Origin of the sequence: Streptomyces sp. NPDC059524 (assembly GCF_042749255.1) — a bacterium.
GTDB lineage: Bacteria > Actinomycetota > Actinomycetes > Streptomycetales > Streptomycetaceae > Streptomyces > Streptomyces xanthii.
Window position 1 is genome coordinate 113,546 of the sequence record NZ_JBHYTK010000003.1, and the last position, 11,278, is coordinate 124,823.

12 protein-coding genes, 2 tRNA genes and 1 pseudogene are annotated in these 11,278 nt (G+C 73.2%); 3 read left to right on the forward strand and 12 right to left on the reverse strand.

Annotation, left to right across the window (positions count from 1 at the left end):
- The first annotated feature begins 107 nt into the window (after window positions 1-107).
- The gene (locus tag ACFW9D_RS01435) at window positions 108-740 is read left to right on the forward strand and encodes an NAD(P)-dependent oxidoreductase (RefSeq protein ID WP_384616633.1); all 633 of its coding nucleotides are present in this window, start codon (window positions 108-110) and stop codon (window positions 738-740) included.
- Here the strand turns inward: ACFW9D_RS01435 and ACFW9D_RS01440 are convergent.
- The 10 genes from ACFW9D_RS01440 to ACFW9D_RS01485 all read right to left on the reverse strand — a co-directional run bounded on the left by ACFW9D_RS01440 (window position 737) and on the right by ACFW9D_RS01485 (window position 7,537).
- Entirely contained in the window at window positions 737-2,152 is a 1,416-nt protein-coding gene (locus tag ACFW9D_RS01440) for a tetratricopeptide repeat protein (RefSeq protein WP_384616634.1), read from the reverse strand. The two genes, ACFW9D_RS01435 and ACFW9D_RS01440, sit on opposite strands and share 4 nt — an antisense overlap.
- A gap of 92 nt (window positions 2,153-2,244) precedes the next feature.
- Window positions 2,245-3,300, reverse strand: coding sequence for a UDP-N-acetylmuramate dehydrogenase (locus ACFW9D_RS01445; protein ID WP_188337402.1), 1,056 nt, complete (start codon window positions 3,298-3,300; stop codon window positions 2,245-2,247).
- 77 nt (window positions 3,301-3,377) lie between these two features.
- A complete protein-coding gene (locus ACFW9D_RS01450; protein ID WP_384616637.1) occupies window positions 3,378-3,758 on the reverse strand; it encodes a DUF3291 domain-containing protein in 381 nt (126 codons plus the stop codon).
- Window positions 3,759-3,840: 82 nt separating this feature from the next.
- Complete coding sequence (locus ACFW9D_RS01455) at window positions 3,841-5,313, reverse strand: DHA2 family efflux MFS transporter permease subunit (RefSeq protein ID WP_384616639.1); 1,473 nt, start codon at window positions 5,311-5,313, stop codon at window positions 3,841-3,843.
- A gap of 103 nt (window positions 5,314-5,416) precedes the next feature.
- The gene (locus ACFW9D_RS01460) at window positions 5,417-5,968 is read right to left on the reverse strand and encodes a TetR/AcrR family transcriptional regulator (RefSeq protein ID WP_384616641.1); all 552 of its coding nucleotides are present in this window, start codon (window positions 5,966-5,968) and stop codon (window positions 5,417-5,419) included.
- A gap of 135 nt (window positions 5,969-6,103) precedes the next feature.
- Window positions 6,104-6,532 (reverse strand): MaoC family dehydratase, encoded by a 429-nt coding sequence (locus ACFW9D_RS01465; RefSeq protein ID WP_188337406.1) that lies wholly within the window; start codon window positions 6,530-6,532, stop codon window positions 6,104-6,106.
- A gap of 5 nt (window positions 6,533-6,537) precedes the next feature.
- Window positions 6,538-6,990 carry a MaoC family dehydratase N-terminal domain-containing protein gene (locus ACFW9D_RS01470; RefSeq protein WP_188337407.1) on the reverse strand — a complete coding sequence of 151 codons (453 nt, stop codon included), beginning with the start codon at window positions 6,988-6,990 and terminating at the stop codon, window positions 6,538-6,540.
- Window positions 6,991-7,104: 114 nt separating this feature from the next.
- Window positions 7,105-7,269, reverse strand: a complete 165-nt coding sequence (gene rpmG / locus ACFW9D_RS01475) for a 50S ribosomal protein L33 (protein WP_003948671.1) — start codon at window positions 7,267-7,269, stop codon at window positions 7,105-7,107.
- An 89-nt stretch (window positions 7,270-7,358) separates the two neighbouring features.
- Window positions 7,359-7,431: transfer RNA gene (locus tag ACFW9D_RS01480), tRNA-Met, on the reverse strand.
- Between the two features lie 33 nt (window positions 7,432-7,464).
- Window positions 7,465-7,537, reverse strand: a tRNA-Thr gene (locus ACFW9D_RS01485).
- A 263-nt stretch (window positions 7,538-7,800) separates the two neighbouring features.
- On the opposite strand from ACFW9D_RS01485, the gene ACFW9D_RS01490 reads away from it, so the two are divergent.
- Window positions 7,801-9,060, forward strand: coding sequence for an amidohydrolase family protein (locus tag ACFW9D_RS01490; protein ID WP_384616643.1), 1,260 nt, complete (start codon window positions 7,801-7,803; stop codon window positions 9,058-9,060).
- A 144-nt stretch (window positions 9,061-9,204) separates the two neighbouring features.
- The gene (locus ACFW9D_RS01495) at window positions 9,205-9,861 is read left to right on the forward strand and encodes an SDR family oxidoreductase (RefSeq protein WP_188337409.1); all 657 of its coding nucleotides are present in this window, start codon (window positions 9,205-9,207) and stop codon (window positions 9,859-9,861) included.
- A 45-nt stretch (window positions 9,862-9,906) separates the two neighbouring features.
- Here the strand turns inward: ACFW9D_RS01495 and ACFW9D_RS01500 are convergent, their stop codons facing one another.
- Window positions 9,907-10,152 carry a hypothetical protein gene (locus ACFW9D_RS01500; RefSeq protein ID WP_223206003.1) on the reverse strand — a complete coding sequence of 82 codons (246 nt, stop codon included), beginning with the start codon at window positions 10,150-10,152 and terminating at the stop codon, window positions 9,907-9,909.
- A gap of 217 nt (window positions 10,153-10,369) precedes the next feature.
- A pseudogene (locus ACFW9D_RS01505) lies at window positions 10,370-11,203 on the reverse strand (winged helix-turn-helix transcriptional regulator); the annotation flags it as partial.
- Window positions 11,204-11,278: the final 75 nt, after the last annotated feature.

Genomic DNA, 11,278 nt, shown 5'->3' on the forward strand with positions numbered 1-11,278 from the left:
TTGACGGGTGAGTGAGTGCTCACCCACTCTAGTGGGTACGGGGGTGAGTGAACACTCACCCACCCGCACGTTCTGATCTTGCACGTGACGCGCACTGGAGGCATCCCATGAAGCTCACGGTTTTCGGCGCGACGGGCGGCGTCGGACAGGAGATCGTCCGGCAGGCACTGGCCGCCGGGCACGAGGTCACGGCGGTGGTGCGGGACCCCGCGCGGTTCACCGTGACCGGTGACCGCCTGGAGGTCTTCCGCGCGGACCTGGGCGACCCGCAGGCGCTGCGCCCCGCGGTGGCCGGGCGCGACGCGGTGCTCTCCGGGCTCGGCGCCCGCAAGCGGGCGGACGCGGGGGTCGCGGCCCGGCTCACGCGCGCGGTGCTGGAGGCGATGGAGGCCGAGGGCACGCGGCGCCTGGTGGTCGTGAGCGCGGGCCCGGTCGGCCCGCAGCCCGCGGACTCGCCGCTCTCGGACCGGATCGCCATGAAGATCGTCAGCAGCGTCCTCAAGGACATCTACGTCGATCTGGCCGCCATGGAGGCTGAGCTGGCCGCCAGCGCCACCGACTGGACCTCGGTGCGCCCGCCCCGCCTCCAGGACAAGCCGGTGACCGGCGTCTACCGCACGGTCGTAGGCGGCTTCCCGCGCTCGGGGCGCTTCCTGGGCCGGGCGGACGTGGCCCACGCGATGCTGTCGGCCGTCGACGACGCGGCGACCGTGAAGCAGGGCTTGGGCGTGGCGTACTAGGTGGCCTCGGAGTCCCGCGGGCGCAGGACGGCCTGTCGGAGCGCGCGGGCGGTGCGGGCCAGGGAGTCCCGGCCCTGGGCCTCGCCCGGGACCAGGACGACGCCGACGCTGCCCTTGTCGGCCCAGGCGCACATCGAGAGCGTGCCCGTGCCGTTCCCGTGGACGAAGCATTCGAGCCGGCCGCCGAGCGGGCCCGGGGACGCGCTCCAGCTGTCTTGCAAGGTGAGCCCGGCGAACCCGAGATCGTCGAGTCCCGCGAACAGGTCGTCCGGGTCCTCGGCGTGGAGGTCGCCGGTCGCGCCCACGACGGCGACGGCTCGGGCGGAGTCGCGATCGCCCTCTCCGTAGACGCCCGAGAACGACTGCGCCCCGCGCGGGAGCGTGGTCCCGGCCAGGTACGTCTCCAGCTCGTCCGCCATCGGGGCGTTCGGGCGCAACGGCATCCCCTGGAAGCTGCGCGGGACGGCCGCCCTGTAGTGCGGGTAGTCCGTCGCCCGCGCGTACTGCCATGTGGCCGTGCCGGCGATCGCGCACACCGCCACCACGAAGGTGAGCGCCAGCATCGTCCGCTCGCGGCGCGTGGGCGGGGGCACGTCCGGGGCGCCCGGCGCGGGCAGCCCGGTGTCGGCGGGCATGCGCCGCTCGGCCCGCCTGCGCGCGCCCCGCAGCAGCGACTGCTCGAGCCGTACCGGGAGGACCGCGAGCAGCGCCCACAGTCCCGCGGTCAGGGGCAGGTGCAGGTGCGGCAGGGCCAGCATCCAGGCGGACACGAGGGAGCAGATGATCAGCGCGGTGCGGTAGGGCGCGCGCAGGGTCGCGCGGACGAGGCTGAGGTGGCCGTAGGGGCGCTCCAGCGCGGTGAGCGTCTCGGCGCGTACGGCGAGCCGCCGGTCGTGCGGCCAGGCCTCGGCGGCCTCCCGGGCCTGCGCGGCCAGGACGGCGAGGTCCACACCGCTGTCCAGGGCGGTCTTGACGTCGTGGCGCTGGACGTGCGCCTGGGAGGCGGGGCGCGGCGCACCGCTCTGTGCTGTCGCCGCCAGTCGCCCGGCCTGTGGTGAATCCGGGGCGAGTTCTCTCAGGCGGTCGGCGGCCCGCTGCCCCCGGGCGCGGCGGCCGGGCTGGTCCATGACGTCACCGGCGAGGCCGAACTCGGCGTACGCGGCGAGCAGCTCGAGGTCGTCCGGGAAGGCGTCGAGCCCCGCGCGGTAGGCCCGCTCGGCCTCCGCGTCGTGGTCGTCCTCGTCCTCGGCGGCGTGCGCGCGGCCCAGGACGAGGTAGAGGCCGGCGTGCGGCCCCTCCTGGTCGAGGCCCGTCCGCGCGGTCTCCCGCGCCTGTCTCAGCTCCCCCGCGCGCAGCAGCAGCTCGGCGCGCTCGTGTGCGGGCAGCACGGACTGCCCGCTGTTCTCCTGCATCTGTGGTCCCCACCCCTGATGTGCGTGCCGAGCGTCTCGACGCCGTCACTATCGGGGGCGACCGTCCCTGCGGTCAATGGGACAGTCGCAGGTCAGAGCCGCACGCCGACCGTCACCGGCTCGTTGACCAGGGTCACGCCGAACGCCTCGTGGACGCCGGCGACGACCTCGCGGGCGAGCGTGAGGAGGTCCTCGGTGGTGGCCTCCCCGCGGTTGGTGAGGGCGAGGGTGTGCTTGGTGGAGATGCGGGCGGGGCCGGTGCCGTAGCCCTTGGTGAAGCCCGCCTTGTCGATCAGCCAGGCCGCCGAGGTCTTGGTCAGGCCCTCCCCTGCGGGGAACGCGGGCGCCTTGGCGTCCGGGCCGAGGCGCTCCGCCACGCGCGCGTGGAACGCGGCGAACTCGGGCTCGGTGAGGATCGGGTTGGTGAAGAACGAGCCGGCCGACCACGTGTCGTGGTCCTCCGGGTCGAGCACCATGCCCTTGCCGGCGCGCAGCTTCAGGACGGTCTCGCGGGCGGTGGCGGCCGGGACGCGGTCGCCGGCCTCGACGCCGAGCGTGCGGGCGGTCTCGGGGTACTTGATGGGCGCGCTCAGGCCGCCCGCGTCCTCCAGCTCGAAGCGGACGCGCAGGACCACGTAGCGGTCCGGTTCGGCCTTGAAGCGGCTGTGCCGGTACGAGAAGGCGCACTCCGCGTTCGGGATCACGACGGTCTCGCCCGCGGCGCGGTCGTAGGCGACGACCTCGGTGATCGTGGAGGAGACCTCCTGGCCGTACGCCCCCACGTTCTGGATCGGCGTCGCGCCCGCAGAGCCGGGGATGCCGGCGAGGCACTCGATGCCCGCGAGGCCGGCCTCGACGGTGCGGGCGACGGCGTCGGTCCACACCTCTCCGGCGGCCAGCTCCAGGCGGGTGCCGTCCAGGGAGAAGCCCTGGGTGGCGATGCGCAGGGCGGTGCCCGCGAAGCCCTGGTCGCCGATGACGAGGTTGCTTCCGCCGCCGACGATCAGCAGCGGGGTGCCCGCGGCGTCGGCCTCGCGCACGGCGTCGACCACCTCGGCGTCGGTCGTCGCGGTGATCAGCCGGGTGGCGGGCCCGCCGAGCCTGAACGTGGTCAGGGGGGCGAGGGGGGCGTCGTGGAGTTCCTGCACACGCCCAAGGGTACGAGAACGGCCCCGCCGCGTGGGCGGGGCCGTGTCGGCCGGGGTGGCCGGGGTGGCCGGGCGGGTCACCGGAACCTGGGCAGGACGTCCTTCCAGGCGAGCGGGAGTTCGTCGGTGCTCGCCTTCCAGGTGAGGAACTCGGAGTCCTTCATCTGGTCGCGGAGCCCGTCGGCGAGCGGCCGGTGCGGTGCGGAGGAGGCGAAGTCCTTGAGCGCCTGGGAGGACTCCCAGACGGACAGCGTCCAGAAGGTGCGCTGGAGGGGCTTCGCCTTCAGGGTGGCGCCGTACGCGCCGGGCGCGCTGCCCACCTGGCGCCAGATCTTCGGTGTGCGGAGAAAGAACTTCAGGGCGCCCCACAGGGTGCGGGTCTCGAAGCGGGAGGCGAAGACGGTGGCCTCCGTGCCCGTGGGCGGCGTGTTCGGAACGGTCCAGGGGAGGGTCGGCACGACGTGCTCCTTATCGTTCGCGGTTCGCGGTTCGCTTCATTCGGGCGGGCCGGCTCGGGCCGGTTCGGGCGAGCGGTGACGGTCAGACCTGTTCCAGGACGCGGCCCGCTTCCTTGCCGTCGTTGCCCTCCTTGCCGTCCTGGACTACGGCCGTAGTGCGCGACGCCTTGGGGATGCACAGGGCGGCGACGCCGGCCAGGGCGACGACGGCCGCACCGACCCACAGGGCGGGTTCGATGCCGTCCACGAAGTGCTGCGCGGAGTCGTAGCCGCCCTGCGCCGAGAAGATCGACGACATGACGGCGATGCCGAGCGCTCCGCCGACCTCGCGCAGCGCGTTGTTGGCGCCGGAGGCGATGCCCTGCTCGTCCTGGCGGACGCTGGACATGACCAGGTTGGCGGCGGGGGCGAAGTACAGGGCCATGCCGACGCCGCTGACGATCAGGGCGGGCAGCTGGGCCGCGTAGGAGACGTCGACGGTGGCGACGGAGGCGAACCAGCCGAGTCCGACGGCCTGGAGGAAGAGGCCGGCGGCGACGACCGGGCGGCCGCCGATGCGGTCGGAGAGGATCCCGGCGACGGGGGCGACGAGCATCGGCATCCCGGTCCAGGGCAGCATCCGCAGGCCGGCCTGGGTCGGCGAGTAGCCGAGGACGCCCTGCATGAACTGGCTGAGCAGGAAGATCGAGCCGAACATCCCGAGGAACATCAGCAGGCTCGCGGCGTTGATGCCGGAGAAGGCGCGGGAGCGGAAGAGCCGCATGGGGAGCATGGGGTTCCGGCTGCTGATGCCGTGCCGCACGAAGGCGCAGAGCAGGGCCGTCCCCGCGAAGAGCCCGGTCAGGACGAGGGTGTCGGTCCAGCCGACGACGGGGGCGCGGACGAGCCCGTAGACGATGCCGAAGAGGCCGCCGCTGGCGAGCAGGGTGCCGACGAGGTCGAGCGGGGCGCCGCTGCCGCGGGACTCGGCGAGGCGGAGCCGGGCGAGCGGCAGCAGGGCGAGGCCCAGCGGCACGTTCAGCCAGAAGATCCAGTGCCAGGAGACGTGCTCGGTGAGACTGCCGCCGATGAGGGGCCCGGAGGCGACGGCGAGGCCGTTGACGGCGCCCCAGATCCCGTAGACCATGCCGCGCTTGGCGGCGGGCACGGCGGCGGTGAGCAGGGTCAGCGTGAGCGGCATCATGATGGCGGCGCCGACGCCCTGGACGGCGCGGGCGGCGATGAGGGAGTCGATGCCGGGGGCCAGGGCCGCCGCGGCGGAGGCGCCGGTGAAGACGGTGAGGCCGACGAGGAAGAGCCGGCGGCGGCCGAACCGGTCGCCGAGGGCCGCGCCGGTCATGAGCAGGACGGCGAAGGTGAGCGTGTAGGCGCTGACCGTCCATTCGAGGTCGTCCAGGGCGCCGCCGAGGTCCGCGCGGATGGACGGCAGGGCGGTGGTGACGACGAGGTTGTCGAGGGCCGCCATGAATCCGGCGACGCTGGTGATGACGAGAGCCCAGACGGCTCCCGCGCGGCTCGGTGTTACCTTCTCCGGTGCGTGCGTTCCCTGTGACATGGTTCCCCCTGCGCTTTCCGGTTAGTTATTGATGACTAACTTTCACGGTCATGAAAATGCGCCTTCATGTGTCTCCTCCGCTCTCACGGGAACAGAAGCGCCCCTAGATGCACTGAGAGTCGCCGAATCCGGCCCACACCCGGTGGTCGGACTCGAACCCCAGCGACACCAGCACGTTGATCAGCATTCCGTAGGCGAGGAACTCGGTCGTCTCGCCGAGATCCGCGCCCAGGGCCAGCCGGGCCGTGTCGTACATCTCCATCCAGCCGGCCCGCAGCGCGTCACCGAACTCCCGGTCCCCCGAAGCCTCGGAGGCGGCCACGGCGACGTACATCTGCATCTGCATGAGCAGGACGTCCGGGTCCTCGGCGATCAGCGCCCGGTACGCCTCCCCCATGGCCTGGTGGGCGGCCTCGCCCTCCAGGCCCTCGGACGAGGCGCGGAACACCTCGATGGTCCGCTCGCAGCAGCGCATGGCGGCCGCGAGGAACATCGCCTGCTTCCCGGGGAAGAGACGGAAGAGATACGGCTGCGAGACGCCCACCCGCTTGGCGATCGCCTCGGTGGACGTGCCGTTGTAGCCACCGCGGGCGAACTCGCTCATCGCCGCGCGCACGACGCTCTCGCGCCGCTCCTCCGCACTCATCCTTGCCATGCCACTAAGTTAGTGGCCAATCACTATCTAAGTCAATGGCTTCCGGGAAACGGAGACGCATCCGGGTACGAGTAAGGGGCGCTCCCCCATGGAGAGCGCCCCTTACCTGCGTCTACGGAGACGCGAAGCCGCAGGTCAGACGAGCTGGACCACCGCGCGCGACATGCCGAGGACCTTCTGGCCCGCACTCGTGGCGAGGAGGTCGACGCGCACCCGGTTGTCGTCGAGCTTGGCCGCGACCTTGGCGCTGACCTCGATCTCGGCGCCCTTGTCGTCGTTGGGCACGACGACCGGCTTGGTGAAGCGAACGCCGTACTCGACGACGGCCGCCGGGTCGCCGGTCCAGTCGGTGACCACGCGGATCGCCTCGGCCATGGTGAACATGCCGTGCGCGATCACGTCCGGCAGGCCGACCTCGACCGCGAACTTCTCGTTCCAGTGGATCGGGTTGAAGTCGCCCGAGGCGCCCGCGTACTGGACGAGCGTGGCGCGCGTCACGGGGAACGTCTGCGCGGGGAGTTCGGTGCCGACCTCGACGTCGGCGTACTTGACGGTCGTCGCCATGGCGATCAGGCCTCCTCTGCGGCGCGCGAGACGAGCTTGGTCCAGGCGGTCACGACGTGCTCGCCGGCCTCGTCGTGGACCTCGCCGCGGACGTCCACGATGTCGTTGCCCGCGAGGGACTTGATGCCCTCGATGGTGGAGGTGACGCTCAGCCGGTCGCCCGCGCGCACGGGGCGCGTGTAGGCGAACTTCTGGTCGCCGTGCACGACGCGGCTGTAGTCGAGCCCCAGCTCCGGGTCGTGGACGACCTCACCGGCGGCCTTGAACGTGATGGCGAACACAAAGGTCGGCGGGGCGATCACGTCGGCGTGACCGAGCGCCTGCGCGGCCTCGCGGTCGACGTAGGCGGGGTTCGTGTCCCCCACGGCCTCCGCGAACTCACGGATCTTCTCCCGGCCGACCTCGTACGGGGCGGTGGGCGGGTAGGTCCGCCCCACGAAGGACTGGTCGAGCGCCATGGACTCGGTACCTCCTGGGTGTAACGACGGAATGGAAGGCCCGCACGGATGCGGGCCGTCAAACGACACGAGGCCGCCCCCTCGGGAGGGGACGGCCTCGTGTACGAGCCTGAGTTATCGCGTTTCGCGGTGCGCGGTGTGCGCGTTGCAACGCGGGCAGTGCTTCTTCATCTCAAGACGGTCCGGGTTGTTACGCCGGTTCTTCTTGGTGATGTAGTTCCGCTCCTTGCACTCCACGCAGGCCAGCGTGATCTTCGGGCGGACGTCGGTGGCAGCCACGTGAGTGCTCCTTGACGGACGGGATAGATGGTTGAACGCATAGAAGAGTAGCCGATCGAAGGACCGACCCTACAATCGGCTACTGTCAGTAGCGGTGACCGGACTTGAACCGGTGACACAGCGATTATGAGCCGCTTGCTCTACCGACTGAGCTACACCGCTTTGATACTCACCTTGCGAACGAGGTGGTACCAGAGCCCCAATGCGGAATCGAACCGCAGACCTTCTCCTTACCATGGAGACGCTCTACCGACTGAGCTATTGGGGCGAGCGAGGAAGACATTACACGGTCGCGCGCCGATCGCCCAAATCCGTTTCGCCGACCCCCCGCGCGGGAAGGGCCCGGGCCTCTCCCGGCCCGGCCCCGCGCGCCTCACGGGTCCCTTCGGACCCCATCAGTACGACTTTTGCGGCGGTCCCCGAAGCGTGCCCGCGGCCGCCCTAGAGTCGGCTCCCTCCGCGTGATCTTGCTGTGCGCCCCGCGCACGGCCGGTCCGCGCCGCGAGCCCCTCGACGAGCCCCTGGAGCGTGATGCCCGACAGCCCCCAGCAGCCGCCCTCGCCCGGCTCCCCCGACGCCGCGCCCGAAGGTTCCGGGCTGCTCCTGTGCGGCGCCCGGCTCACCGACGGCAGGAGCGTGGACGTACGGCTGGGCGGCGGACGCATCGAGGCGGTCGGCACGGCCGGCAGCCTCATCGCGCGCGGCGCGCGCGTGGACCTCTCCGGCTACCTGCTGCTGCCCGCCCCCGCGGAGCCGCACGCCCACAGCGACACCGCGCTGTCCGCGGACGGCGAGGGGCCCCTGTCGCACGACCCGGAGGAGGTGCAGCGCCGGGCCACGGAGGCGACGCTGCTGCAGCTCGGGCACGGGGCGACGGCGGTGCGCTCCCATGTGCGGCTCGGCGACATGGAGGGGCTCGGCTCCATGGAGGCGGTGCTCCAGGCGCGGCGTTCCCTGGTGGGGCTCGCCGATCTGCGGGCCGTGGCGATGCCGCGGCTGCTCACCGGGGTCGCCGGAGCCAACGGCCTCGCCATGGTGCGGGACGCGCTCAAGATGGGCGCGTCCGTGGTGGGCGGCTGCCCCGACCTGGACCCCGACCCGACCGGCTACGTGGAGGCGGTCCTGGAGGTCGCGGCGGAGCACGGCTGCCCGGTCGACCTGCACACGGAGGGAGCCGATCCGGCCCGGCTCGAACGGCTCGCGGCGGCGGCCGGAGGACTGCGCACCGGCGTCACGGTCGGCCCCCTCGGGGGGCTCGCGCGACTGCCCGGCGAGGCGGCCCGGCGGGCGGCGGACCGGCTCGCGGCGGCCGGGGTCACCGTGACCTGCCTGCCCCAGGGCGGCTGCGCCGGGGTGGACGGGCGCGGGGTCGCTCCGGTGCGGCTGCTGCGGGCGGCCGGGGTGCGGGTGGCGGCGGGCAGCGGGGCGCTGCGCGACGTGTCGAACCCGGTGGGCCGGGGCGATCCCCTGGAGGCCGCGTACCTGCTCGCCTCCCGGTACGGGCTGCGGCCCGAGGAGGCGTACGGGGCGGTGAGTTCGGCGGCCAGGGCCGCGCTCGGGCTGCCCGAGGTGCGCGTGGAGGCCGGCTTCCCGGCGGAGCTGCTCGCGGTGCGGGGAGACAAGCTGGCGGGGGCGCTGTCGCTCGCGTACAGCCGGCTCGTCATCCACCGAGGCCGGGTGGTGGCCCGGACCAGTGCGGTGCGCGAGTACTGCGACTCGGCGGCGGCGGTCGCCCTGGACCTGCCGCGCCAGGGGCGGGCCGCCAACTACGGGGGCGGCGGGCCCGCGTAGCGGCCGGTGACTCTCCCACGGGGTGAGTGACGGGCCGTCACCGTCCAGGGCGCGGCGGACCGGAGGAATCCGGCCCGGGGCGGCCCGCGCGCCGCCCACATGGTTGCGCGGTCAACCTCCCGCTCCCGGCGTACGGTCGAAGGCATGCGCATTGTCATCGCTGGTGGACATGGTCAGATCGCGCTGCGGCTCGAGCGGCTGCTCTCCGCGCGCGGGGACGAGGTGGCGGGCATCATCCGCAGGCCCGAGCAGGGCGACGACCTGCGGGAGGCGGGCGCGGAGCCCGTCCTGTGCGACTTGGAGTCGGCGTCCGTCGAGGAGGTCGCGGCGCATCTGCAGGGCGCGGACGCGGCCGTCTTCGCGGCGGGCGCGGGCCCGGGCAGCGGCGCCGCCCGCAAGGACACGGTGGACCGGGACGCGGCCGTGCTGTTCGCCGACGCGGCGGAGCGGGCCGGGGCGCGCCGGTACGTCGTGGTGTCGTCGATGGGCGCCGACGCGGCCCACAAGGGCGACGACATCTTCGACGTGTACCTGCGGGCGAAGGGCGCGGCGGACGACGACGTGCGCCGCCGTACGGGCCTCGACTGGACGATCCTGCGGCCCGGACAGCTCACGGACGACGCCGGCAAGGGTCTGGTCCGCCTGGAGGCGTCCACGGGGCGCGGACCGGTGCCGCGCGACGACGTGGCGGCGGTTCTCGCCGAGCTCGTGGAGTCGACCGCCACGGCCGGTCTGACGCTGGAGCTGGTGTCGGGCTCGACACCGGTCGCGGTGGCCGTGAAGTCGGTCGCGGGGAACTGATTCCGGCTCCGAACCACCCGGCTCCGTATGGTGCCTGACGTGTCCTCAGAACAGCGGAAGCTGTCCGGGCACGTGCGGGACCGCGTAGCCGTCGAGCGTGTCCTGGACGGCGCCCAGTTGGGCCGGGCGGCGTGATCCCGGGCAGGAGACGAGCTCGCCCGCCTCGCGGGCTCCGGGCGGGTCGTGACGGGCGAACCTGCCGCCGACGACGGCGATGTCACGGCGGCACTCGGGGCAGCTGCGGCGGCGGGACACGGAGGGCACGGAGGACGTGGTCGGCATGCTCGGCATGGGTTCAGTCTGCGTCGTGATCGCCGCGGGCACACGCCGGAGTGCGCGACGGGGTGTTCGGCCAGGCTGACGACCCCGGCACTCGGCCCGACTGGCAGGTCCGTACTGCCGTGAGGGCCGCAGAGGGGGCGGGCCGAGACCCTGCCCCGGCCCGACCAGAGGATCCGCACGACCGTAAGGGCCATGGACGGGCGGCGCCGAGACCCACCCAGCCCGGCTAAAGGGCCCGTACGGCCGTGAGGGACTCGGTGACCGCCGTCGGGATGTCGGTGACCGGGAAGCGGGCGTGGCGGACGACGCGGTCGCGGTCCACGACGAGGACGGCGCGCTTGAGGCGCAGGGCCTGGCCGGCGCGGAACACGGGCAGGCGCAGGGCCGCGGCGAGGCGCAGGTCGACGTCCGAGAGGAGCGTGAACGGGATGCCCTCCTCGACGGCGAACACCCGCTGTTCGTCGGGGCGTTGGGTGCTCACGCCGCGTACCTCGGCACCGGCCGCGCGGAACTCTTCGTAGGCGTCACGGAAGAGCCGGTTCTCCAGGGTGCAGCCGACGGTGCCGGGGATGTCGCCCCAGCCGTCCGGGAGCGGGCTCGGGCGGCCGGTGGCGGGGTAGCAGAACAGGACCGTGGCCTTGGCGCCGGGCTCGACCGGGTCGAGCGGTGCGCCGTCGCGATGACCCGGCAGTTCGAGGCGGGGCAGCGCCTCCCCCACCAGCGCGGCCACGCGCCGCGCCTGCTCGCTCTCCTCGTCGGCGGTGCCGCTGAGGGAGCCGTCGCCGAAGACCCAGCGGTCGGCCCAGTCCTGCATCGACAGCAGGACGGGCAGCAGGCCGCGCCCGCTGTCGGTCAGCCGGTACTCGTAGCGGACGGGGCCGCTCTGATAGGGGACCTTCTCCAGAACGTCGGCGTCGACGAGGTGGGCGAGGCGTTCGGCGAGGACCTTGCGGGAGATGCCCAACTCCTCTTGGAGGGCGTCGAAGCGGTGGTGTCCGCGGGCCGTCTCACGGACCAGGAGCAGGCTCCACCAGTCGCCGACGACGGCGGCGGGCCGGGCCCGGGGGCCCCGCCCCCCGCCCCGGGCGCCCCGCGCTCACCAAAGACCCCCCCCCCCCCCCCCCGCGCCCCGCCC

Bases quoted from the DNA above. Each gene is read 5' to 3' on its own strand.
- ACFW9D_RS01435 (WP_384616633.1), top strand. From the start codon at position 108: ATGAAGCTCACGGTTTTCGGCGCGACGGGCGGCGTCGGACAGGAGATC.
- ACFW9D_RS01440 (WP_384616634.1), bottom strand. From the start codon at position 2,152: ATGCAGGAGAACAGCGGGCAGTCCGTGCTGCCCGCACACGAGCGCGCC.
- ACFW9D_RS01495 (WP_188337409.1), top strand. From the start codon at position 9,205: ATGCGCATTGTCATCGCTGGTGGACATGGTCAGATCGCGCTGCGGCTC.
- ACFW9D_RS01455 (WP_384616639.1), bottom strand. From the start codon at position 5,313: ATGTCACAGGGAACGCACGCACCGGAGAAGGTAACACCGAGCCGCGCG.
- ACFW9D_RS01490 (WP_384616643.1), top strand. From the start codon at position 7,801: ATGCCCGACAGCCCCCAGCAGCCGCCCTCGCCCGGCTCCCCCGACGCC.
- ACFW9D_RS01470 (WP_188337407.1), bottom strand. From the start codon at position 6,990: ATGGCGCTCGACCAGTCCTTCGTGGGGCGGACCTACCCGCCCACCGCC.
- ACFW9D_RS01465 (WP_188337406.1), bottom strand. From the start codon at position 6,532: ATGGCGACGACCGTCAAGTACGCCGACGTCGAGGTCGGCACCGAACTC.
- ACFW9D_RS01500 (WP_223206003.1), bottom strand. From the start codon at position 10,152: ATGCCGAGCATGCCGACCACGTCCTCCGTGCCCTCCGTGTCCCGCCGC.
- ACFW9D_RS01460 (WP_384616641.1), bottom strand. From the start codon at position 5,968: ATGGCAAGGATGAGTGCGGAGGAGCGGCGCGAGAGCGTCGTGCGCGCG.